The organism is Streptomyces sp. UW30 (assembly GCF_008042075.1).
GTDB lineage: Bacteria > Actinomycetota > Actinomycetes > Streptomycetales > Streptomycetaceae > Streptomyces.
Map to the genome: position 1 here is coordinate 186981 of NZ_RDBN01000005.1, position 22029 is coordinate 209009.

The 22029-nt window shown below is 70.5% G+C and carries 20 protein-coding genes and 1 pseudogene; 13 read left to right on the plus strand and 8 right to left on the minus strand.

What is annotated here, in order from left to right; genetic code table 11:
• The first annotated feature begins 170 nt into the window (after positions 1-170).
• Positions 171-1709, plus strand: a complete 1539-nt coding sequence (gene hutH / locus EAO75_RS02475; protein WP_147994248.1) for a histidine ammonia-lyase — start codon at positions 171-173, stop codon at positions 1707-1709.
• Positions 1710-1775: 66 nt separating this feature from the next.
• Here the strand turns inward: hutH and EAO75_RS02480 are convergent, their stop codons facing one another.
• Entirely contained in the window at positions 1776-2540 is a 765-nt protein-coding gene (locus tag EAO75_RS02480) for a hypothetical protein (RefSeq protein WP_187284274.1), read from the minus strand.
• Between the two features lie 42 nt (positions 2541-2582).
• On the minus strand, positions 2583-2879 hold the full coding sequence (locus EAO75_RS02485) for a hypothetical protein (protein WP_147994250.1): 297 nt from the start codon (positions 2877-2879) through the stop codon (positions 2583-2585).
• 151 nt (positions 2880-3030) lie between these two features.
• On the opposite strand from EAO75_RS02485, the gene EAO75_RS02490 reads away from it, so the two are divergent.
• From EAO75_RS02490 to EAO75_RS02515, 6 genes are all read left to right on the plus strand, one after another.
• Positions 3031-3384: a hypothetical protein gene (locus EAO75_RS02490; protein ID WP_147993357.1), complete on the plus strand. Its 354-nt coding sequence runs from the start codon at positions 3031-3033 to the stop codon at positions 3382-3384.
• Between the two features lie 219 nt (positions 3385-3603).
• Positions 3604-4848 (plus strand): Ig-like domain-containing protein, encoded by a 1245-nt coding sequence (locus tag EAO75_RS02495; protein ID WP_147993358.1) that lies wholly within the window; start codon positions 3604-3606, stop codon positions 4846-4848.
• A 132-nt stretch (positions 4849-4980) separates the two neighbouring features.
• The gene (locus EAO75_RS02500) at positions 4981-6450 is read left to right on the plus strand and encodes an ABC transporter permease (protein WP_147993359.1); all 1470 of its coding nucleotides are present in this window, start codon (positions 4981-4983) and stop codon (positions 6448-6450) included.
• Between the two features lie 281 nt (positions 6451-6731).
• The gene (locus EAO75_RS02505) at positions 6732-7415 is read left to right on the plus strand and encodes an ABC transporter ATP-binding protein (protein WP_147993360.1); all 684 of its coding nucleotides are present in this window, start codon (positions 6732-6734) and stop codon (positions 7413-7415) included.
• 268 nt (positions 7416-7683) lie between these two features.
• Complete coding sequence (locus EAO75_RS02510; RefSeq protein ID WP_147993361.1) at positions 7684-10920, plus strand: S8 family peptidase; 3237 nt, start codon at positions 7684-7686, stop codon at positions 10918-10920.
• Positions 10921-11192: 272 nt separating this feature from the next.
• Entirely contained in the window at positions 11193-11963 is a 771-nt protein-coding gene (locus tag EAO75_RS02515) for a group II truncated hemoglobin (protein ID WP_147993362.1), read from the plus strand.
• 48 nt (positions 11964-12011) lie between these two features.
• Here the strand turns inward: EAO75_RS02515 and EAO75_RS02520 are convergent, their stop codons facing one another.
• Together EAO75_RS02520 and EAO75_RS02525 are read right to left on the minus strand one after the other, a co-directional pair.
• Positions 12012-12794: an SDR family oxidoreductase gene (locus EAO75_RS02520; RefSeq protein ID WP_147993363.1), complete on the minus strand. Its 783-nt coding sequence runs from the start codon at positions 12792-12794 to the stop codon at positions 12012-12014.
• 90 nt (positions 12795-12884) lie between these two features.
• The gene (locus tag EAO75_RS02525; RefSeq protein WP_147993364.1) at positions 12885-13268 is read right to left on the minus strand and encodes a VOC family protein; all 384 of its coding nucleotides are present in this window, start codon (positions 13266-13268) and stop codon (positions 12885-12887) included.
• Positions 13269-13480: 212 nt separating this feature from the next.
• Between EAO75_RS02525 and EAO75_RS02530 the strand changes: the two genes are divergently transcribed.
• The 3 genes from EAO75_RS02530 to EAO75_RS02540 are packed head-to-tail and all read left to right on the plus strand — an operon-like array spanning position 13481 to position 16645.
• Positions 13481-14536, plus strand: a complete 1056-nt coding sequence (locus EAO75_RS02530; RefSeq protein WP_147993365.1) for an iron-siderophore ABC transporter substrate-binding protein — start codon at positions 13481-13483, stop codon at positions 14534-14536.
• A 16-nt stretch (positions 14537-14552) separates the two neighbouring features.
• The gene (locus EAO75_RS02535) at positions 14553-15539 is read left to right on the plus strand and encodes a FecCD family ABC transporter permease (protein ID WP_147993366.1); all 987 of its coding nucleotides are present in this window, start codon (positions 14553-14555) and stop codon (positions 15537-15539) included.
• Positions 15540-15553: 14 nt separating this feature from the next.
• Positions 15554-16645 (plus strand): FecCD family ABC transporter permease, encoded by a 1092-nt coding sequence (locus tag EAO75_RS02540; RefSeq protein WP_147994251.1) that lies wholly within the window; start codon positions 15554-15556, stop codon positions 16643-16645.
• A gap of 61 nt (positions 16646-16706) precedes the next feature.
• Here the strand turns inward: EAO75_RS02540 and EAO75_RS02545 are convergent, their stop codons facing one another.
• On the minus strand, positions 16707-17747 hold the full coding sequence (locus EAO75_RS02545) for an NAD(P)-dependent alcohol dehydrogenase (protein ID WP_147993367.1): 1041 nt from the start codon (positions 17745-17747) through the stop codon (positions 16707-16709).
• Between the two features lie 183 nt (positions 17748-17930).
• On the opposite strand from EAO75_RS02545, the gene EAO75_RS02550 reads away from it, so the two are divergent.
• The gene (locus EAO75_RS02550; RefSeq protein WP_147993368.1) at positions 17931-18863 is read left to right on the plus strand and encodes a helix-turn-helix domain-containing protein; all 933 of its coding nucleotides are present in this window, start codon (positions 17931-17933) and stop codon (positions 18861-18863) included.
• Positions 18864-18917: 54 nt separating this feature from the next.
• On the opposite strand, the gene EAO75_RS02555 is transcribed toward EAO75_RS02550, so the two are convergent.
• Positions 18918-19382 (minus strand): SRPBCC family protein, encoded by a 465-nt coding sequence (locus EAO75_RS02555; protein WP_147993369.1) that lies wholly within the window; start codon positions 19380-19382, stop codon positions 18918-18920.
• Between the two features lie 167 nt (positions 19383-19549).
• On the opposite strand from EAO75_RS02555, the gene EAO75_RS02560 reads away from it, so the two are divergent.
• Positions 19550-19972, plus strand: coding sequence for a YciI family protein (locus EAO75_RS02560; protein WP_147993370.1), 423 nt, complete (start codon positions 19550-19552; stop codon positions 19970-19972).
• Positions 19965-21110 carry an RNA polymerase sigma factor gene (locus tag EAO75_RS02565; protein WP_147993371.1) on the plus strand — a complete coding sequence of 382 codons (1146 nt, stop codon included), beginning with the start codon at positions 19965-19967 and terminating at the stop codon, positions 21108-21110. The genes EAO75_RS02560 and EAO75_RS02565 overlap by 8 nt, the downstream gene beginning before the upstream one ends.
• A 21-nt stretch (positions 21111-21131) precedes the next feature.
• Here EAO75_RS02565 and EAO75_RS02570 read toward each other — a convergent pair.
• Both EAO75_RS02570 and EAO75_RS02575 read right to left on the minus strand, forming a co-directional pair.
• Positions 21132-21413: pseudogene (locus EAO75_RS02570) on the minus strand (alkene reductase); the annotation flags it as partial.
• Between the two features lie 246 nt (positions 21414-21659).
• Positions 21660-22016: a carboxymuconolactone decarboxylase family protein gene (locus tag EAO75_RS02575; protein ID WP_147993372.1), complete on the minus strand. Its 357-nt coding sequence runs from the start codon at positions 22014-22016 to the stop codon at positions 21660-21662.
• Positions 22017-22029: the final 13 nt, after the last annotated feature.

Genomic DNA, 22029 nt, shown 5'->3' on the forward strand with positions numbered 1-22029 from the left:
GGAGGGGGCCGTGGAGCGGCGGCGGTTCCGGGGGCGGCTGCCTTGAACGCCGGACGGGCTGAAGCGTGCAGGCCGGCGTCAGAGCGCACGCGCCCCCGCGTTGTAAGGGGTGTACCGCTCATCCACTAGTGACATCTTCGTCTTCAGTGCGTACGCTCCTGAATATGGATATGCACACTGTGGTGGTGGGGACGTCCGGGGTCACCGCGTCCGACGTTCTTGCCGTGGCGCGGGGCGGGGCCCTCGTCGAGCTGTCGGCCGAGGCGCTCGCGGCGCTCACCGCGGCCCGCGGGATCGTGGACGCGCTGGCGGCCAAGCCCGACCCGGTCTACGGCGTCTCCACCGGCTTCGGTGCCCTGGCGAGCCGGCACATCAGCCAGGAGCTGCGGGCCCAGCTGCAGCGCAACATCGTCCGTTCGCACGCCGCGGGCATGGGGCCGCGCGTGGAGCGCGAGGTCGTACGGGGCCTGATGTTCCTGCGGCTCAAGACCGTCTGCTCGGGGCACACGGGTGTGCGTCCCGAGGTCGCGCAGACCATGGCCGATGTTCTCAACGCCGGTATCACGCCCGTCGTTCACGAGTACGGGTCCCTCGGGTGCTCCGGTGACCTCGCTCCGCTGTCGCACTGCGCGCTGACGCTGATGGGGGAAGGGGACGCCGAGGGCCCGGACGGCGTCGTGCGGCCCGCCGGTGAGCTGCTCGCCGCGCACGGCATCGCGCCGGTCGAGCTGCGCGAGAAGGAGGGCCTCGCCCTCCTCAACGGCACCGACGGCATGCTCGGCATGCTCGTCATGGCCCTCGCCGATCTGGACACGCTCTACAAGTCCGCCGACGTCACCGCCGCACTGAGCCTCGAAGCGCTGCTCGGGACCGACAAGGTCCTCGCACCCGAGCTGCACGCCATCCGGCCGCACCCGGGTCAGGGCGCCTCCGCCGCCAACATGCTGGCCGTGCTGCAGGGTTCGGCGCTGACCGGGCATCACCAGGACGACGCGCCCCGCGTGCAGGACGCGTACTCGGTGCGCTGTGCGCCGCAGGTCGCCGGCGCCGGCCGCGACACCATGGCGCACGCGCGGCTCGTCGCCGAGCGGGAGCTCGCCTCGGCCGTCGACAATCCCGTGGTGCTGCCTGACGGGCGCGTCGAGTCCAACGGCAACTTCCACGGGGCACCCGTCGCCTACGTCCTCGACTTCCTCGCCATCGCCGTCGCCGATCTGGCGTCCATCGCCGAGCGCCGTACCGACCGGCTGCTCGACAAGAACCGCAGCCACGGGCTGCCGCCCTTCCTCGCCGACGACCCGGGTGTCGACTCGGGGCTGATGATCGCCCAGTACACCCAGGCCGCCCTGGTCAGCGAGCTGAAGCGGCTGGCCGTGCCCGCCTCCGCGGACTCGATCCCGTCGTCCGCCATGCAGGAGGACCACGTCTCCATGGGCTGGTCCGCGGCCCGCAAGCTGCGCACGGCCGTGGACAACCTCACGCGCGTCCTCGCGATCGAGCTCTACGCCGCCACCCGCGCCATAGAGCTGAGGGAGGGGCTCGCCCCGGCCCCGGCCTCACAGGCGGTCATCGACGCCGTACGGGCCGCCGGTGTGCAGGGTGCGGGACCGGACCGGTTCCTGGCGCCCGACCTCGCCGCGGCCGACGCGTTCGTGCGGGCCGGGGAGCTGGTCACGGCGGCCGAGAAGGTCACCGGCCCGCTGCAGTGACATGGAAGGGGGCCCTGTCGTGTCCGTCTGAGCACCGAGGACGGACAACGGCAGGGCCCCTGCGCGTTACTTCAGCTTCGTCGCCTGCGCGTCGATGATCGTGGCCGGGACGTCGTACGCCTTGTCCGTCATCATCAGACCGAGGTTCATCGTGTAGTACGTGGCGATGGTGCTGCCGTGGCGGACGACCTCGAAGTGCGTGGTGCCGACGTCGCCGTCCTCCAGGTCGCTCTTCATGACGAACGCGATCGACTCGTCACCGGCCCCGGACGCCTTCTCCTCGGTGACCTCGGTGGTCTTCTGCTCCTCGCCCTGCATGACGGCGGGGAAGCCCTTGGAGCAGTTCTTCACGGCGTCCGACACGGACTTGAAGGTGTCCTCGGCGCCGGAACCGTCGTACGAGGACAGTCCCACGACGGTCATGTCGAGGCTCATCGCGTCGGTGAGCGAGTCCTCGATCTCGCCCTCGCTCAAGTCGTCGAGCGACTTGGAGGGCTTGTCGGTGGGCTTCTTCCTGTCCTGCGTGGCGATGACGGCGGTGTTCGAGACGGCCGCCTCGCCCGGCGGCAGACCGCCCATGGTGTAGGCGAGCGGCCGGCACTGCTCGTCGCTGCTCTTGATCTCGTCCTTGGACGGCAGCCGCTTGCCGGTCGCGTCCACCTTGTAACCCTCGACATCGCCCTGGGCGATGATCGCCTTCTTCAACTCCGCGGCGCTGAGCGCCTTCGCGTCCGAACTGCCGGACTCCCCACCGCAAGCCGTGGCAAGGGCGAGCGTCAGCGCACTCACGACAACCGTGGCGGCTGCACGCACGCCCGATGATCTCTTCATGGGCGGACTATGAAGCCCAGGTCAACGGGGCGTCAAGCCAATTTAAAAGCCCAGGCGTTCGCGGCGGACCGAGTAGGCGATGAAGCCCGCGCCGAGGGTGAGGAACAGCGTCCCGCCGACGACGTACGGCGTGGTGTCGAAGCTACCGGTGTCGGCGAGCCGGGTGTCGTCCGCGGAGATGTCGGCCGCGCCCTCGGAGGTGGCCCGCGCCTGCTGGGTGACCTGGGTCGTAGGGGCCGCCGAGGGCTCAGTTCTCGCCGGGTCGCCGCCCGTTGCGTTCGCGGAGGGCACGAACCACAGGGCGCCCAGCAGGGCCCCCGCGGCGGTGGCGGTCAGCAGCGATCGGCGTGCGGTGGACGACGATCGGTGAGCGGCGGACACGGAATATCGATCCCCTTGTGGCGCTGGCGAATTGGCCGTGTGGGGCGATGTTAGTGAAAATCGCGGGTCACGGGAAAGTCACGGGAGGAATGCGCCGTACGCTCCGGGCATGAGTACACCAGAAACATCACGTTTTGTACGGCTTCGCGTGGAACTCGTCCTCGAAGTGGACGACGCGGACGCCGTCACCAAGGCCGCGCTGCGGCGCATCTCCGACGACACCACGGTGCCGGTCGACGAGCGGGCTCACGCCGAGAGCGCTGTGACGGAAGACACTGCGGAGGCCCTCGCGTATCTGGTTGATCCGTTCGACCTGGTCAGCGAGGTGCCGGGGGTCGAGCTCGCCCAGGCGTCCTGGTCGAGCGAGCGTATCGAGTACGACCCGGATTCGCCGGACTGGGACCTCGACGAGGATGATGGCGAAGAGGACTTCGACGGCGAGGGGGCCGCGAGGGTCGGCTGAGGCTTCTTGGGGAATTCGTGACCCCGGGTGGCAACCGCCGCCCGGGGTTTCGTCGTCTCATGCTGCGCACTGACCGACATCCGCACCACGCGCCCCGGCGGAAGTGGCGTGCCCCACACATTCAAGGGATGTGGAACGGGACGAACCGGTCGTAGCGTTGAAGATTCTTACGGGGACTCTCGGGGTTTTGGGGATTCGGGAAAGATGGAGAAGCGTGTGATGACGAACAGTAGGCGGCGCAAGGGCCTGACGGTCGCGTCCGCACTGCTCGGCGGTGTCCTGGTGCTCTCGGCCTGCTCCGGCGGCGGCGACGCCTCCGCGAGCGACGGCGACACCTCGCAGTCCAAGGTCGACGAGGCGGCCGCGAAGAAGACCTCCGAGGCCCAGATCAAGATCACGCCCGAGGACGGCACCGACAACGCCTCCATCAACAGCTCCGCCGCCGTCACCGTGAGCAAGGGCTCGCTCACCGAGGTGAAGATGACGACCGCCGAGGGCGCCGCGGTCGAGGGCGCGATATCCGCCGACAAGGCGAGCTGGAAGCCCAACGCCCAGCTGGAGCGCTCGACCACCTACAAGATCGCGGTGACCGCGAAGGACGCCAAGGGCCTGGAGGCCCACGAGAACGCCTCCTTCACCACCGTCTCCCCGGACAACAGCTTCCTCGGTTACTTCACGCCGGAGGACGGCTCCACCGTCGGCGTGGGCATGCCGGTCTCGATCAACTTCGACAAGTCGATCAGCAACAAGGCGGCAGTCCAGAAGGGCGTCACCGTCTCCACCACCAGCGGCCAGGAAGTCGTCTGCCACTGGTTCAACGACACCCGCATGGACTGCCGGCCCGACGAGTACTGGCAGGAGGGCTCGACCGTCACCCTGAAGATGGCCCTGGACGGCGTCGAGGGCGCCGACGGTGTCTTCGGTGTCCAGGAGAAGACGGTCACCTTCAAGATCGGCCGCAACCAGGTCAGTTATGTCGACGCGAAGACCAAGCAGATGAAGGTCACGCAGGACGGCAAGACGATCAAGACCATCCCGATCTCGGCCGGTTCGCCGGAGAACAAGACCTACCAGGGCGTCATGGTGATGTCCGAGAAGTTCAAGGAGACGCGCATGAACGGCGCGACCGTGGGCTTCACGGACGACGACGGCAAGGGCGAGTACGACATCAAGGACGTGCCGCACGCCATCCGCCTCAGCAGCTCCGGCACCTTCATCCACGGCAACTACTGGGGTGCCAAGTCCATCTTCGGCAGCGTGAACACCAGCCACGGCTGCGTGGGCCTGTCGGACACGAAGGGCGCCAACGACAAGGGCGTTGCGGGCTACTGGTTCTACAACAACTCCATCGTCGGTGACGTCGTGGTCGTCCAGAACACCGGCGACAAGACGATCGCGCCGGACAACGGCCTCAACGGCTGGAACATGGACTGGGCGCAGTGGAAGGCCGGTTCGGCCGTCTGACAGCTGCCTCACAGCCAACCGATGCCGCCCCCAGGGGCGGCATCGGCGTTTCCGGGGGCGGTCCCAGGCTTCTCATCCTCCTCTTATTCCGGCCTTATCCCTTCATCACGCGTTGTCCCTAGCTTGCGGCGCATGTTCTTCACCTACCTGAGGCGCGAGCTGCGCCGCCGCAGAAAGGCGGCCCTCGTCGTCGCCTCCGGACTCGCGCTGGGTATCGCGCTGGTCATCGTCGTCACCTCCGTGTCCTCCGGCATGAGCAAGGCCCAGGACAAGGTCCTGCAGTCCCTGTACGGCCTGGGCACGGACATGACCGTCACCAAGGCCGCCGAGCCCGCGGCGAGCACTTCCGACCGCCCGCGCTTCCAGTTCGACGCGCAGGAGGACGGCTCCGACGAGGAGCAGTCCACCGACCGCGTCATGGTCCAGGGCTTCCAGACGCTGTCGGCCTCGACCGTGACCAAGGTCGGCTCGCAGAGCGGCGTGTCCGACGTCGTCGGCGGGCTGAGCCTCCAGGTCGTCAAGGTCAGCGGGCAGTTCACGCGGGGCCAGTTCCAGCAGGACCAGAGCAGCAGCGGGGGGCAGGGCGGTGGGCCCGGGCAGGGCGGGAGCGGCAGCAGCCAGCCGCAGGGCGAAGTGCGCGGCGGTGRCGCCGACTTCGACGTCAACAACTACTCCGTCTACGGCGCCGACGTCACCAAGCCGGCGCTCGGACCGCTGACCTCGTCGAAGATCACCAGCGGTCGTACGTTCAAGTCGACGGAGACCAACGCCAAGGTCGTCGTCGCCGACACCTCCTACGCCAAGGAGAAGAAGCTCAAGGTCGGGTCCACCGTCACCGTCAAGGGCACCAAGTTCAAGGTGATCGGCATCGCCACGCCGGACAGCGGGGACGCGGCCGCCAACCTCTACATCCCGCTGAAGCAGGCGCAGACGCTCGCCGACGCGAAGGACAAGGTCACCACGATCTACGTCAAGGCGACGGACTCCCAGCGGATCGACTCCGTCAAGTCGACCATCCAGAAGAACATTTCCGGTACGACGGTGACGACCTCGGCGGATCTCGCGGACACGGTGTCCGGCTCCCTGTCGACGGCGTCCTCCCTCGCGACGAGTGTCGGCAAGTGGCTCTCGATCGCGGTGCTCGTGGCCGCGTTCCTGGTCGCCGGCCTGCTCACCTCCTCCGCCGTCTCGCGCCGGGTGCGGGAGTTCGGCACGCTCAAGGCGCTGGGGTGGAAGTCGGGCCGGGTGACCCGGCAGGTGGTCGGCGAGGCGGTCGTCAACGGCCTGCTCGGCGGCGCGCTGGGCATCGCGGTCGGACTGGCCGGCGCGTACGTCGTGACGGCGATCAGCCCGACGCTCCAGGCCCAGCTCGGCGGTGGCTCCGGGGGCGGCGGCGGTATGGGCGGCGGCCCCGGTGGCGGCGGCCCCATGCGGCAGTCAGCGGGTTCGACGCTGGACGTCGCGCTGACGGCGCCGGTGAGCCTTACGACGGTTGCGCTGGCGGTGGGGCTGGCGGTTGCCGGCGGCCTGATCGCCGGTGCGTTCGGCGGCTGGCGCGCGTCGAGGCTACGGCCGGCGGATGCGCTGAGGCGCGTCGAGTAGCAGACGTCGGCGGGGGGCCGGGGTGGGTGGCTGCGCAGCCCGGCGCGACGGGGTGCCGCTGCGCCCACCCGTGCCGCCCCAGCGGCACGACTGCCCGCAGCCAGGTGGGCTACGGCGGCCCACAGCCACGCAAGCCGCGACGGCCGACGGGACTGCAACGCCCCAGGGGCGCGGGGCTCTGCCGAGATGCGGCTCCGCCGCGTGGGCGCGACCAGCCCCCATCCACCCGCAGCCGACACACGATTCGCACCACCCCGAACCTCTCCCAGGAGCCACCCACCATGTACGACCTCAGAAACGTCACCAAGCTCTACACCCGAGGCAAGGACACCGTGCACGCCCTTGAGGGCGTCGACCTCACCATCGCCGACGGGGACCGTCTCGTCATCCAGGGGCCCACCGGCGGTGGCAAGTCCACCCTCCTCCAGATGCTCGGCGGTCTTGACCGCCCGACCTCCGGTGAAGTCGTCCTCGACGGCACCGACTTGGCCAAGCTCTCCGAGACCCGGCTGACAAAGGTCCGCAGCGAGAACATCGGCTTCGTCTTCCAGTCCTTCAACCTGATCCCGACCCTCACGGCGCAGGAGAACGTCGAGACCGCCCTTGTTCCCCTCGGCATCAAGGCGAAGGACCGTCGCGAGCGGGCCGCCGAGGCGCTGACGTCCGTCGGGCTGGGCGAGCGGCTCGGACACCTCCCGTCCGAGATGTCCGGCGGCCAGCAGCAGCGCGTCGCCATCGCCCGCGCACTCGTCAAGGAACCGAAGGTGCTGCTCGCCGACGAACCCACCGGAAACCTCGACGAGTCGATGCGCGACGAGATCATGGACGTACTCGAACGCATGTGGAAGGAACTGGGACTGACCTTCATCATGGTCACCCACGACTCGGCGATCGCGAAGAAGGCCCCGCGGCTGGCCACCATTCGCAAGGGCCGCATCAGTGTCAAGGAGAACGCGGGGGCGTAACCCGGCAACTGCGTAACGGAGTTCGCGCCGTCGCGTAACAGTCGACCGGCGTGCTTCTTACCTTCTTCTCATCTCTTGAGGTGTCTGATCGCCCCTCGGCATACTCCGTATTCCGGGGGGCGGCGCGCATGTGTAGGAGACCTCCCCCGGCCGGGCGAACGGGGAAATTCGCCCGGACCTTCTGCAAGGGGGAAACTTGCGCAGCAAAGTCAATAGAGCATGCGCGGCCTCTGTCGCCACGGCGGCCGCCGTAGCCCTCGCCGCGGGCATGACCAGCCCGGCGTCGGCCGAACCGGAGCAGCGTCCGTCCGGCGCCGCGCCCTCGCTCACGTCCCCCCACCGCATCACCCTGATCACGGGTGACCGGGTGTCCGTCGACTCCAAGGGCCGCGTGGTCGGCCTGGAGCGGGCGAAGGGGCGCGAGCACATACCCGTACAGATACGCCAGGCCTACGGGCACACCCTCGTGATCCCGGCCGACGCCGCCCGCCTGCTCGCCACCGGCAAGCTCGACCAGCGGCTGTTCGACATCACCGAGCTGGGCAAGTCCGCGACCCGCACCTCCCAGGCCAAGGGCCTGAAGGTCATCGTCGGCTACCAGGGCGCCGCGGCCGGTGCCAAGGCCGACGTCCGTGACGCGGGCAAGCTGCGCCGGACCCTGAAGTCCCTGAACGCGGACGCGGTGCAGACCCCGCACCAGGACGCCCCCGAGCTGTGGGACGCGCTCACCAACGGCGACAGGGCGGCCTCCGGCATCGCGCACATCTGGCTGGACGGCGTCCGCAAGGCCAGCCTCGACAAGTCCGTGCCGCAGATCGGCGCCCCCAAGGCATGGGAGGCCGGCTACGACGGCAAGGGCGTCAAGATCGCCGTCCTGGACACCGGCGTCGACGCGACCCACCCGGACCTCAAGGACCAGGTGATCGCGGCCAAGAACTTCACGCCGGCCGCCACCGCCGAGGACAAGGTCGGCCACGGTACGCACGTCGCGTCCATCGCGGCCGGCACCGGCGCCAAGTCCGGCGGCAAGTACAAGGGTGTCGCGCCCGGCGCCGACATCCTGAGCGGCAAGGTCCTCGACGACACCGGCTCCGGCGACGACTCCGGCATCATCGCCGGCATGGAGTGGGCCGCCGAGCAGGGCGCCCAGGTCGTCAACCTCAGCCTCGGCGGCATGGACACGCCGGAGATCGACCCGATGGAGGCGATGGTCAACAAGCTGTCCGCCGACAAGGGCATCCTCTTCGCCATCGCGGCCGGCAACTCCGGCCCGGAGACGGTCGGTTCGCCCGGCAGCGCCGAGGCCGCGCTCACCGTCGGCGCCGTCGACGACAGGGACGCGCTCGCGCCCTGGTCCAGCACCGGCCCGCGGGTCGGCGACGGCGCGATCAAGCCGGACGTGACCGCGCCGGGCGTCGCCATCACGGCCGCGTCCGCCAAGGGCAGCCTCATCGAGCAGGAGGTCGGCGAGAATCCGCCGGGCTATCTGACCATCGAGGGCACGTCCATGGCGACCCCGCATGTCGCGGGCGCCGCGGCGATCCTGAAGCAGCAGCACCCGGACTGGACGTACGCCGAGCTGAAGGGCGCGCTGACCGGTTCCGCCAAGGGCGGCAAGTACACGCCGTTCCAGCAGGGTTCGGGCCGTATCCAGGTCGACAAGGCCATCAAGCAGTCCGTGATCGCCGACCCGGTGTCGGTGAGCTTCGGCACGCAAGCGTGGCCCCACACCGACGACAAGCCCGTCACCAAGCAGCTGACGTACCGCAACCTCGGTACGAAGGACGTCACGCTCCAGCTCTCCGCGACGGCCACCAACCCCAGGGGTCAGGCGGCTCCGGCCGGCTTCTTCAAGCTCGGGGCGACGAAGGTGACGGTCCCGGCGGGCGGCAAGGCCTCCGTCGGCTTCACCGCCGACACCAAGCTGGGCGGCACGGTCGACGGCGCGTACTCCGCGTACGTCACGGCCACCGGCGACGGCCAGAGCGTCCGCACCGGCGCCGCGGTGCAGCGTGAGGTCGAGTCGTACGACGTCACCGTCAAGCACATCGGCAGGGACGGCAAGCCGGCCCCCGAGTACAACACCGCCCTGCTCGGCTTCTCCGGCCTGGCGGCGAACCGGGGCTACCAGGTTCCGCTCGCCGAGACCGGCGTCACCAAGATGCGGCTGCCCAAGGGCTCGTACCTGCTGGACGCCTGGATCGCCAAGGACTGGGTGAACCTTGAGGGCGGCCTCGACTGGCTGGTCCAGCCGAAGCTGAACGTCACCAAGAACACCTCCGTGACGATCGACGCCCGCACCACGAAGTCGGCCGACATCACCGTGCCGGACGCGCAGGCCAAGCAGGTCCTCGCCAGCAGCAACTACTTCTACGACCCGGCGGGCATCGGCCTCGGCGTCGGCCTCGACTCCTACGCCAACCTGCGCATGGCGCACCTCGGCCCGGAGGCTCCGACCGGTCTGACCCAGACCTGGAACGCCCAGTGGACCAAGGGCGCCGGCGCCGAGTACGACGTCGCCACCACCGCCAAGGTCAAGAAGATCCAGGGCGACAAGGTCCGCCACTTCAAGGCGAGCGAGCTCGCCAAGGTGACGAACCGCCTGGGTGCCTCGGCGTCCAACAAGACCGGCGCCCTGCTCCCGCTGGGCCTCTTCCCCGACGACGTCGTGTTCGGCACACCGGTCGAGCAGAAGCTGCCGGGTACGCGGACGATGTACCTGTCGACGTCGGAGAAGATCCAGTGGACGTTCGACTTCGAGCAGCGCGCCGGCCAGGACGCCGACGGCTTCCCGATCATCGACGCCTACTACACGCTGGGCGATCCGCAGACCTTCAAGGCGGGCCAGAGCTACTCGAAGACCTTCAACACCGCGGTCTTCGGCCCGCACATCAACAAGGACTTCGGGCTGTTCCGTGAGGGCAACGACATCTACGGCTTCCTGCCGCTGTTCGCCGACGGCAGCAAGCACGCGGGCTCGTCCGACTTCAGCGCGGTGACCACGAGCCTGTACCGCAACGGCACCAAGCTCGCCGGCAACGAGGACCCGCTGTTCGGCGAGATGTTCCGGGTCCCGGCCGCGGACGCGGAGTACAAGCTGACGACCTCGGTCAAGCGCAGCGTCAAGGTCGCCGCCGCTTCCACGCGGATCGACGCGAGCTGGACCTTCCGCTCCAAGAAGTCCGCCGCCGAGCGCGTCACGCTCCCGGCCTCCACCGTCCGCTTCAACGCGAGCACCGGCCTGGACAGCCGGGTCGAGGCCGACAAGAAGGTGACGTTCCCGGTCAGCGTCGTCGGCGCGGCCGCCGGCGCCAACCTCAAGTCGCTGCACGTGTACGTGTCGTACGACTACGGCCAGACCTGGAAGAAGCTCGAAGTCAAGGACGGCAAGATCACCGTGAAGAACCCGGCGAAGGGGAAGGGCATCTCCTTCCACGCCAAGGTCGCCGACAAGAAGGGCAACAAGGCGACGGTCTCGATCTACAACGCGTACTACGGCAAGTGAGCCGTACGACGCCGAGTAGGCCCTGACCAGGTCCTGAGCAGGGAAAGCCCCGCCGGAGGTGCTGCTTCCGGCGGGGCTTTCGCGTGTCCGAGGGCGTCAGGCCGTCGTCCGGGGCCGCAGCTTCTCGGGGCTCCACACCGGACCGGGGCGTCAGGTGGGGCGGGTTCGTGATCGGGGACAAAGTGGCCCTGGAACTCGACATCGCGGTGATCCGGAGAGCCTGAGGGGGCGGAGGACGAGCGTCCGCTCGATTTTCGTGTTTCGGTGAGGCCATGACGGCTCACACGGTCGAATACATCAGATACCGCATCCCCGAGCAGAAGTCGGCGGAGTTCCTGTCCGCCTACACCCGCGCCGCGGTCCAGCTGGCCGCCTCGCCCCATTGCGTCGACTACGAACTCGCCCGCTGCGAGGAGGACTTCGAGCACTTCATCCTGCGCATCACCTGGACGTCGACGGACGACCACATCGAGGGATTCCGCAAGTCGGAGCTGTTCCCCGACTTCCTCGCCGAGATCCGCCCGTACATCACGCACATAGAGGAGATGCGCCACTACAAGCCGACGACGGTCCGCGGCGCCGGCGCCTCCGTGCCCACGCTGTACGCCTGGGCGGGCGGGGCGGAGGCGTTCGCCCGGCTGACGTCGGCCTTCTACGACAAGGTGCTCAAGGACGACCTGTTGTCCCCGCTGTTCGCGGGCCTGGACCCGCACCACGCGGAACACGTGGCGCTCTGGCTCGGCGAGGTCTTCGGCGGCCCGCCCGCCTACTCCGAGACCCAGGGCGGCCACGGCCACATGGTCGCCAAGCACATGGGCCGCGGGATCACCGAGCCCCAGCGCCGCCGCTGGGTCAACCTGATCCAGGACGCGGCGGACGAGGCGGGCCTGCCGACGGACGCCGAGTTCCGCTCGGCGTTCCTGGCGTACGTGGAGTGGGGGACGCGCCTGGCGGTGTACTTCTCGGGCCCGGACGCGGCGCCGCCCGCGGAGCAGCCGGTGCCGAGGTGGAACTGGGGGGCGGCGCCGCCGTATCAGGGGTGACGCTCGGCGCGAGGCATGACCTCGTGAGAAACGGTACGGAGTGAGCGCTTACTCCGGCAGGTCCTCCCGCCCCAGCCGCTCCGCCAGGAACTGCTCCCACGTCCGCTTCCCGACCTCCGCCCCCTCCAGCGTCAGGTTCGCCCCCGCCCGATACGCCCGACCCGCCTTGCCCGGGATGCGGACCGGCAGGGACGGGCGGGTGCGCCTGCCGCTGAGGTGGAGGTAGGGGCGGGCCAGGGCCTGGAGGTCGTAGAGCCTCGGGCCCGTCATGTCGGGGACCGGGCCGCACGGGGTGCCGAGCGTCAACTCGGCCAGGCGGGCGGCCACTTCGCCGGAGTCGACCGGCTGGAGGCGCAGCCCGCCGGGGGACGGGAGGACCGGCAGCCGCGTCATCTGCCGCACCATCTTCAGTGTCAGGTCGTGGAACTGGGCCGCCCGCAGGGTCGTGAAGGGGATCCCGGAGTCGGCCACCGTCCGCTCCGCCGCCAGCTTCATCCGCAGCCAGGCCAGCGGGACCCGGTCCGCGCCGACGACGGAGATGTACACGAGGTGGCCGACGCCGGCGCGGGCCGCCGCGCGCACCAGGTTGCGGGTCGCCACCTCGTCGCCCTTCGGGCCGCCCGCCAGATGCAGGATCGTCGCGGCGCCCGCCACCGACGCCTCGACGCCCTCGTCCTTCATCAGGTCGCCGGTGACGTACTCGACGCCGGGCTCGGGTGCGCGCTCCCGGCGGCTGAGGACGCGCACCTCGTGGCCCGCCGCCCGCAGCAGTGGGACCACATGGCCGCCGAGGGTGCCCGTACCGCCCGTGACCAGGATCGTTGATGTCATGACCGCTCCGCTTCCATCGCGTTGTGAGGTGCCTGCGCCGATATGACGCCGGGCGGAGCGGTGATGTGACAGACGGGCGGCGGTGGTCGGTCAGCCGCCGCTGCCGTACGGCCTCGTCAGGATCTCCAGGTTGTGGCCGTTCGGGTCGTCGAAGTAGGTGCCCCGGCCGCCGTCGTTGCGGTTGATCTCGCCGGGACGGCGGTGGTACGGGTCGGCCCAGTACGTCAGCCCGGCCTCCCTGATCCGGCCGAAGATCGTGTCGAAGTCGTCCTCCGACACCAGGAACGCGTAGTGCTGCGGTGTGATCGCGCCGGGTGAGTCGAGGTAGTCCAGGGTCACACCGTTCGGGATCTCGACCGGGATGAAGGGGCCGTACTGCGGGCTCACCTCCAGGCCCAGGATGTCGGCCAGGAACCGGGCCGACTCCTTCTTGTCGCGCGCGGCGACGATGGTGTGGTTGAGCTGGACGGTCATCGGGGCTGCCTCCTCGTGTGCACGGTTCGGACGGGCTCCATTGCCTTCACGCTAGGCAGGGCGGCCGTACGGCACATCGGTCGCAAGGAGGGTGCGGGGCTACTCCTTGGGTCCTGCGACTCCCGGGCCCGAGTTCCGTACGTGATTCAACCGGTTAAGGTAAGCCTTGCCTTATCAACTACTTGATCGTTGGATCGATCGCGGGAGTCGTCGTGCGCGCAGTCTCAGTGAGGGCCGTCCTGGCCACGGTCGTCGTCGCAGGGGTGCTCGCCGGCTGCTCGTCCTCGGGCGACAGCGGTGACGGCGCCAAGAAGGAGGACGGTTCGCGCAACCAGGTCATCGGCACCGCCGACGGCGACGGGCCCTCCGCCGCGCCCGGCGCGCTCGCCGCCGGCATGGGCGCCGACACCGACGAGGACGGCGAATTCCCGCGCACGGTCAAGCACTTCCAGGGCAGTACGACCGTCAAGGCCGAGCCGCGCAAGGTCGCCGTCCTCAGCACCGGGCAGCTCGACGACCTGCTCTCCCTCGGCATCGTGCCCACGGCCACCACCCGCGCCGACAACGCCGGCCTCGTGCCCGGCTACCTCGCCGACGCCTTCCCCCAGGACAAGGCACGGCTCGCCGCGATGACCGACGTGGGCACCCGGCAGGCGCCCAACCTCGAAACGCTGGCCACCGCCAAGCCCGACCTGATCCTCGCCAACGACTCCCTCGGCGACCTCTACCCCAAGCTGTCCAAGATCGCGCCCACCGTGATCACCGCCGGCAACGGCATCAACTGGAAGCGCGACCTGCTGCTCGTCGGCGAAGCCGTCGGCAAGGGGCAGGCGGCGCAGGACCTGCTGGACGGCATCACCGCCGACGCCGCGACGAAGGGCAAGGCGATCGAGGGGGATCCGGCCGTCTCCATGGTGCGGTTCACACCGGACCGCACCCGGATGTTCGGGGTCTCGTCGTTCACCGGGTCCCTCGCCGTGGACATGGGGCTGAAGCGGCCCGAGGCGCAGCGGTTCAACGCCATTTCCGAGGACATCGGCCCGGAGAGCGTCGACACCGCCGACGGCGACTGGATCTTCTACTCCGTGCAGGGCGACGCGGCCAGGACGGACGCCGCGAGCATCGTCGCGGGGCCGCTGTGGAAGTCGATGAAGGCCGTCGAGGCCGGGCACGCGGTGAAGGTGGACGACGACCCGTGGTACCTCAACGCCGGTCCCACCGCCGCGCGTCTGGTCGTACGGCAGCTCGCCGGGCATCTCGGCCAGTGAGGATCGTGTGAGGCTCGTGAGCCGGAGGCTCGTCTGGCCCGCGGCCGTCCTGACGGCGGCGGTCGTGGCTCTGCTCAGCCTCGCCGTCGGCACCCGTTCCGTGCCGCCGTCCGCCGTGCTCGACGCCCTGCTGCACGGCGGGAGTTCGGCGGACGCCCTGGTCGTACGGTCGCTGCGGCTGCCGCGCACGGAGGTCGGACTGACGGCCGGTGCCGCGCTGGGAGTCGCGGGCGCCGCGCTCCAGGCGGTCACCCGCAACCCGCTCGCCGACCCGGGGATCCTCGGGCTGAGCCAGGGGGCCGCGGCCGGCGTCGTCCTCGCCATCGCCCTCGGCCTCGCGAACGGCTTCGGCGGCTACGTCTGGTACGCCTTCGCCGGAGCCGTCGTCGCCGCGTGCCTGGTGTACGGCATCGCCGGGCGGGGGCGGGGCGGGGCGTCGCCGGTGAAGCTGGCGCTGGCGGGGACCGCGCTGTCGGCCATGACGGCGGGCGCCACCACCGTCGTCCTGACCTCCAGCTCCGCCACGCTCGACCAGTTCCGGTTCTGGCAGGTGGGGGCGCTCAGCGGGCGGGACGCGGGGACGGTCGTACGGATGCTGCCGTTCCTGCTGGGCGGCGCGGCGCTGGTGCTGGCCTGTGCGCGCGGGCTGGACGCCCTGGCCCTGGGGGACGAGACGGCTCGGGCGCTGGGGCATCGGGTGGCTCTGGTGCGGGGCGCCGCGGCGCTGGGGGCGACGCTGCTCACGGCCGCGGCGGTGGCCGCGGCGGGCCCGATCGCCTTCGTGGGGCTGGCCGTGCCGCATCTCGCGCGGCGGCTGGTGCGAGGCGGGTACGGGGCGGTGCTGCCCTTGTCGGCGCTGCTCGGGGCGGCGCTGCTGCTGGGCGCCGATGTGGCAGGCCGGGTCGTACGGGCCCCTGCCGAGGTGCCGGCGGGGGTGATGACGGCGTTGGTGGGGGTGCCGGTGCTGGTGGTGCTGGTGCGCAGGAGAGGGGCGCTGTCGTGAAGGGCGGCCATGTCATGAACGGCGGCCTTCCGGCTCCGGTCGTCGATGAGCCGTCCCGGCGCCCGGTCGCTCTGCCCGCCGGTCTGACCCTCCTGCGTCCCCATCCCCGTATCTCTCTTCTCCTCCACCGCCGTTCCGCCGCCGTGGCCGTCGTCCTCCTCGGACTGCTCGCCGGCGTCATGCTCGTCTCCGCCTGCGTCGGTCAGACCTACGTCCCGCCCGGCGAGGTCTGGCGCACCCTGCGGACCGGGGCCGGCCCGCACGACCTCGTCGTCAACGAGCTGCGCGTCCCCCGCATCGCCGTCGGCGCCCTCGTCGGTGCCGCGCTCGGGGCGGCCGGGGCGCTCGTGCAGACCGTTACCCGCAATCCGCTGGCCAGCCCGGATGTCATCGGCGTCGGGCACGGGGCCGCCGCCGCGACCGTGCTGGCGCTCGCGACCGGTGCCGTGAGCTCGCCGAGCGCCATGCCCGGCGTGTCCGTACTCGGCGGACTCGTCGCCGCGGCCCTCGTCTACGCGCTGGCCTGGCGGCGCGGGATGCAGCCGAGCCGTTTCGTGCTGACCGGCGTCGGCATCGGGGTCGCGCTGTCCGCCGTCGTCCAGCTGTATCTCACGGACAGCGAGCTGGAGGCCGCCGAGCAGGTCAAACTGTGGCTGACCGGGAGTCTGAACGGGCGGGGCTGGGCGCAGGCCGGACCTCTGGCCGTCGTGCTGGTGGCCTCCCTGCCGGGCCTGGTGTGGGCGAGCCGGGCGCTGCGGCCGCTCGGGCTCGACCCGGAGACGGCGGCCGGGCTGGGAGTACGGGTCGACCGGGCGCGCCTCGGTCTCACCGTGCTCGGCGTCGTCCTCGCCGCCACGGCCACCGGCGCGGCGGGACCGATCGGGTTCGTGGCGCTGACCGCCCCGCAACTCGCCCGCCGGCTGACGCGCACGCCCCAACTGCCCCTGCTCAACGCGGCGTTGACCGGTGCGGTCGTCCTGGTGGCCGCCGATCTCGTGGCCCGCACTCTCCTGCCCCCGCTGGAGATCCCGGTCGGCGCGCTCACCGCGCTGGTCGGCGGGCCGTATCTGCTGTGGCTGCTGGGGCGCCGCACGGGGACGCGCTGAGGGCCCCGGAGCAGTGCGGCTCCGGGGCCCTCGATCTGGGGCGGCAGCTTCGCGACCTGGGTCAGATGGTCGCCGCGTCGATCACGAACCGGTACCGCACATCGCTGCCGAGCACCCGCTCGTACGCGTCGTTGATCCCGTCGGCGTCGATCAGCTCGATCTCGGCGCCGATGCCGTGCTCCGCGCAGAAGTCCAGCATCTCCTGGGTCTCCCGGATGCCGCCGATGCCGGAGCCGGCGAGGGTCTTGCGACCGGCGATCACGGAGAAGAGGTTGAGGGAGACGGGCTCCTCGGGGGCGCCGACGTTCACGAAGGCGCCGTCCGTCTTGAGCAGAGACAGGAACCGGTCCAGGTTCAGCGGCGCCGAGACCGTGGACAGGATCAGGTCGAAGCTGCCGTACAGGTCCTTGAAGGTCTGAGGGTCGCTGGTCGCGTAGTAGTGGTCGGCGCCCAGCTTCAGACCGTCGTCCTTCTTGCGCAGGGACTGCGACAGCACCGTCACCTCGGCGCCGAGCGCGTGCGCGAGCTTCACGCCCATGTGGCCGAGGCCGCCCATGCCGAGGATCGCGACCTTCTTGCCGGGGCCGGCGTTCCAGTGGCGGAGCGGGGAGTACGTGGTGATGCCGGCGCACAGCAGCGGCGCGGCGACGTCCAGGGACAGGCCGTCGGGGATGCGGAGGACGAAGCTCTCGTCGACGACGATCTTCTCGGAGTAGCCGCCGTAGGTCGGCTCGCCGTTCTTGTCGACGGCGTTGTACGTGCCGGTCTGGCCCTTGAGGCAGTACTGCTCCAGACCGGCCTTGCAGTTCTCGCACTCACGGCAGGAGTCGACCATGCAGCCGACGCCCACGCGGTCGCCGACCTGGTACTTCGTCACGCCGGAGCCGACCTCGGAGACGATGCCCGCGATCTCGTGGCCGGGGACCATCGGGAAGATCGCCTCGCCCCAGCCCTCACGGGCCTGGTGGATGTCGGAGTGGCAGATACCGGCGAACTTGATGTCGATCAGGACGTCGAACTCGCCGACCTCACGGCGCTCGATCGTGGTGCGCTCCAGCGGAGCCTTGGCGGCGGGTGCTGCGTATGCGGCAACGGTGGTCATGCCGGGGTTCTCCTAGCGGGGGTTTCGCGCCCGGCTGCCTTCTGGTTCTGCTCTACGTCCGGGCACGTTTTTCAGCCTGCCGAAGCGATGGCAGTCCACCCAGACCTCGGTCGTACGTACGTCCGCTGGTCCTACTACTGACGGGGACAGGCTCGTGTGCGTACGACGGGGAATACTTGAGGCATGGATGAACGGCCCGGATCCATGACAGGACCCTTCACGGACACCGCCGCCGACCCCGGGGCCGGCCTGGACCGGCGTGCCGAGCTCAGCGAGTTCCTGCGCACCCGGCGGGCCCGGCTGAAGCCCGAGGACGTCGGACTGCCCGACTTCGGGCGGCACCGCAGGGTGCCGGGGCTGCGACGGGAGGAGCTGGCGCAGCTGGCCGGGGTGTCCGTGGCGTACTACACGCGCCTGGAGCAGGGCAACGGACGCAATGTCTCGGCGGAGGTCCTCGACGCCATCGCGCGGGCGCTGCGCCTCACCGACGCCGAGCAGGCGCATCTCAGCCACCTGGCGAAGCCGAAGCGGCACAAGAAGAAGCCGGCGACCCGCACGCAACAGGTGCGGCCGGTGCTGCGGCAACTGCTCGACTCGATCGACGGCGTCCCGGCGTACATCTCCGGCCGGCGGTCGGACATCCTCGCCTGGAACCGGATGGCGGCGGCCGTCTTCGGCGACTGGTCGGAGCTGCCGGCGCAGGAGCGGAACTGGGCGCGGCTGGTGTTCCTGCGGCCGGAGTACCGCGAGCTGTTCGTGGAGTGGGACCAGAAGGCGTCCGACATGGTCGCCTTCCTGCGCATGGACGCCGGCTGCCATCCGGACGACCCGCGCCTGTCCTCCCTCGTCGGTGAACTCTCCGTCAAGAGCGAGGAGTTCCGGCGGCTGTGGGCCAACCACGACGTCAAGGAGAAGAGCTACGGCGTCAAGCGCCTTCGGCATCCGCTGGTGGGCGAGCTGACCCTGAACTTCGAGTCCTTCCGCCTGACCGACGGCACGGAACAGACCCTGATCACGTACCACCCGGAACCGGGGTCACCGTCGGCGGAGGCACTGCGGCTGCTGGCGAGCTGGGGTGCGGACGCGACGAAGGCGGGGTCGGGCACGCCGGCCTGACCGCCGTACGGGGGCGTGGGTCCGCCTGCGCGGGTCGGTATCAGCGGGTCGGTGTCAGCGGGCGCGGCTCTCGACCGCCGTGGCGATGTCCTCCAGGTCCTTCGCGATGGCCTTGGACACGGCCCGGGTGCCGATGCTGCCGAGCAGCTTCGCGAGCACGCCCGCGACGGCGCCGGAGGTCACGCCGGTGAACGTCATCCGGACCGTCGTGTCCGACGGGCCGTCCGCCCGCACCAGCCACTCCGAGATGTAGTGGGTGCCGTGCGATCTGGCCTCCACCACATAGCGCTGGGGCGGCTCGCAGAGCGTCACCCACATCTCCTCGGTGGCCTCCTTGCCGAACATCCGCCGTGTCTCCCGCCAGCGCGTGCCCACACCGAAGGCCCCGTCCGTGAGGACTTCGACGCGGGTGACACCACTGAGCACGTCCGCCATGCCCCTCAGATCGGTCAGGGACTCCCACACCGTCCCCTGACCCGCCGCTATACGCCGCTCCACGGCGACGGTCGTCCTGGCCATGCCCCCATGAAACCAGCCGCCACTGACAACCGCCCCCCGACCGAACGCCACCACCCGCCGGCTCCCGGAAAAGAAAATCCGGCGGCGATGTCGAGAACCCGCGTCCGGCTCCGTCCCAGAGGTGAACACGACCACAATGGGTCGCACCAGCACCGAGGAGAAGAACGATGGCCAAGTACCTGCTGCTCAAGCACTACCGAGGCGCTCCGGCTGCGGTCAACGACGTGCCCATGGACCGGTGGACGCCGGAGGAGATCTCGGCGCACGTGCAGTACATGAACGACTTCGCGGCCCGGCTGGAGAAGACCGGCGAGTTCGTCGACGGCCAGGCGCTCGCCCCCGAGGGGTCGTGGGTCAGGTACGACGGCGAGGGGCGTCCGCCGGTCACGGACGGCCCGTTCGCCGAGACCAAGGACCTCATCGCCGGCTGGATGGTCATCGACGTCGACAGCCACGAGCGCGCCGTCGAGCTGGCCGGGGAACTGTCGGCCGCCCCCGGTGCGGGCGGCAAGCCGATCCACGAGTGGTTGGAGGTGCGCCCGTTCCTGGGCTCGGCGCCCACCGTCACGGAATGCCTCATGCATGGATGAGGCACTGCTGAGAAGCCTCACGCCGAGCGTGCTCGGCATCCTCGTCCGCCGCGGAGCAGATTTCGCGGCGGCCGAGGACGCCGTACAGGACGCACTCGTCGAGGCGGTCCGCGTCTGGCCCGCCGACCCGCCGCGGGATGCGAAGGGCTGGCTGGTCACCGCGGCCTGGCGCAAGTTCCTCGACGCGACCCGGGCGGACACCGCACGCCGCCGGCGTGAGGACCGCGTGGACGAGGAACCGCCGCCGGGCCCCGCGTCCTCGGCGGACGACACGCTCCAGCTCTACTTCCTGTGCGCCCACCCGTCGCTGTCCCCGTCGTCCGCGGTCGCGCTCACCCTGCGCGCCGTCGGCGGGCTCACCACCCGCCAGATCGCCGCGTCCTACCTGGTGCCCGAGGCGACCATGGCGCAGCGCATCAGCCGCGCCAAGCGCACCGTCTCCGGCGTCCGCCTCGACCAGCCCGGCGACGTCGCCAATGTGCTGCGCGTCCTCTACCTGGTCTTCAACGAGGGCTACTCCGGCGACATCGACCTCGCCGCCGAGGCCATCCGGCTCACCCGGCAGCTCGCCGCCGCGATCGACCACCCCGAGGTGGCGGGGCTGCTCGCCCTCATGCTGCTCCACCACGCCCGCCGCGCCTCCAGGACCGCGCCCGACGGCAGCCTCGTCCCGCTCGCCGATCAGGACCGCAGCCGATGGGACCGCGAGCTGATCGCCGAGGGCGTCGTGATCCTCCAATCCGCCCTCGCCCGCGACCGGTTGGGCGAGTTCCAGGCCCAGGCCGCCGTCGCGGCACTCCACGCCGACGCGCCCGCCGCCGAGGAGACGGACTGGGTGCAGATCGTCGAGTGGTACGACGAGCTCCTGCGCCTGACCGACAGCCCGGTCGTCCGGCTCAACCGAGCGGTCGCCGTGGGCGAGGCGGACGGACCGCGCGCCGGCCTGGCGGCACTTGCGGCACTGGACGACTCCCTGCCCCGCCACACCGCGGTGGCGGCCTACCTCCACGAGCGCGACGGCGACCTGACGAGGGCGGCCCGGCTGTACACCGAGGCCGCCCACCAGGCCCCCAACCTCGCCGAACGCGACTACCTGACCCGCCAGGCGGCCCGGCTCAACACGGGCCGGGACGGCTGACCGGACGGCCGTTCTCCTCGGTCAGCCGAGGGCGGGGTAGTCGGTGCAGCCGCGGTGGTCGCCGCCGAAGGAGGTGGCGCGGTCGGGGGTGTTGAAGGGGCCGCCGGCGGCCAGGCGGGCGGGCAGGTCGGGGTTGGCGAGGAAGAGTCCGCCGTAGGCGATCAGGTCGGCGGTGCCGTCCTCGATCAGGGCGAGCGCGTCGGGTCCGGTCGGCTCCGCACCGGTGAACGGGTTGAGGATGAAGGCGCCCGGCCATGCCTTGCGCAGCCGCACGACCAGGTCGCGCACCTCGGGCGCCTCCATCGTCGGGGCGGATGAGCAGGACGCGATGATCAGCGTCCTGGACCGCATCGAGGACAGGCTCACTCACGCGGTCGAGCGTCACGCCACGCTGTCGTAGGCGCCGGGCATCGACGGAGGTCGGGAACTTCCCGCGGACGCCGCGTAGTTGACGGAACCTGAAACCAGGGCCGGATCGCGGACCTGGCCTTCGTACGGACCGGCGCGGCCGGCACGAGCTGTGCCGGCCGGCCGCGCCATCGCTTCGCCTCAGGAAGCCTTACGGCTGTCCGCCTCGGCCTGGGCCATGGCCTCGGCTTCGCTCTCGGCCAGCGCGAGCGTGACACCGAACGCCTCGGTGATGTGCCCCGCCGCCGACATGACCCGTGCCGTCCCCACCACGGGCGCGATGGCGACGAGAAGGTCCTGCAATTGCTCAACCGTGAAATCCGCCTTGATCGCGGGGCTCATGTGAGCCAGGTAGGAGATCGCCGGTGCGTCCATCGCCACGAGTGCGGCGAGGCGGGCGAGGATGAGCGTTCGGTCGTCCATGTGGCAGCGCTCGACGGAGTCGAGCGTCATCGCGGCGATCGTGTCGAGTACGGGAGTCTCAGATGCAGTAGCCATGGTGGGGCCGCCT

Coding starts and splice junctions, on each gene's coding strand:
- hutH (WP_147994248.1), top strand. CDS start 171: ATGCACACTGTGGTGGTGGGGACGTCCGGGGTCACCGCGTCCGACGTT.
- EAO75_RS02480 (WP_187284274.1), bottom strand. CDS start 2,540: ATGAAGAGATCATCGGGCGTGCGTGCAGCCGCCACGGTTGTCGTGAGT.
- EAO75_RS02490 (WP_147993357.1), top strand. CDS start 3,031: ATGAGTACACCAGAAACATCACGTTTTGTACGGCTTCGCGTGGAACTC.
- EAO75_RS02495 (WP_147993358.1), top strand. CDS start 3,604: ATGACGAACAGTAGGCGGCGCAAGGGCCTGACGGTCGCGTCCGCACTG.
- EAO75_RS02505 (WP_147993360.1), top strand. CDS start 6,732: ATGTACGACCTCAGAAACGTCACCAAGCTCTACACCCGAGGCAAGGAC.
- EAO75_RS02510 (WP_147993361.1), top strand. CDS start 7,684: ATGACCAGCCCGGCGTCGGCCGAACCGGAGCAGCGTCCGTCCGGCGCC.
- EAO75_RS02515 (WP_147993362.1), top strand. CDS start 11,193: ATGACGGCTCACACGGTCGAATACATCAGATACCGCATCCCCGAGCAG.
- EAO75_RS02520 (WP_147993363.1), bottom strand. CDS start 12,794: ATGACATCAACGATCCTGGTCACGGGCGGTACGGGCACCCTCGGCGGC.
- EAO75_RS02525 (WP_147993364.1), bottom strand. CDS start 13,268: ATGACCGTCCAGCTCAACCACACCATCGTCGCCGCGCGCGACAAGAAG.
- EAO75_RS02540 (WP_147994251.1), top strand. CDS start 15,554: ATGAACGGCGGCCTTCCGGCTCCGGTCGTCGATGAGCCGTCCCGGCGC.
- EAO75_RS02545 (WP_147993367.1), bottom strand. CDS start 17,747: ATGACCACCGTTGCCGCATACGCAGCACCCGCCGCCAAGGCTCCGCTG.
- EAO75_RS02550 (WP_147993368.1), top strand. CDS start 17,931: ATGGATGAACGGCCCGGATCCATGACAGGACCCTTCACGGACACCGCC.
- EAO75_RS02555 (WP_147993369.1), bottom strand. CDS start 19,382: ATGGCCAGGACGACCGTCGCCGTGGAGCGGCGTATAGCGGCGGGTCAG.
- EAO75_RS02560 (WP_147993370.1), top strand. CDS start 19,550: ATGGCCAAGTACCTGCTGCTCAAGCACTACCGAGGCGCTCCGGCTGCG.
- EAO75_RS02565 (WP_147993371.1), top strand. CDS start 19,965: ATGGATGAGGCACTGCTGAGAAGCCTCACGCCGAGCGTGCTCGGCATC.
- EAO75_RS02575 (WP_147993372.1), bottom strand. CDS start 22,016: ATGGCTACTGCATCTGAGACTCCCGTACTCGACACGATCGCCGCGATG.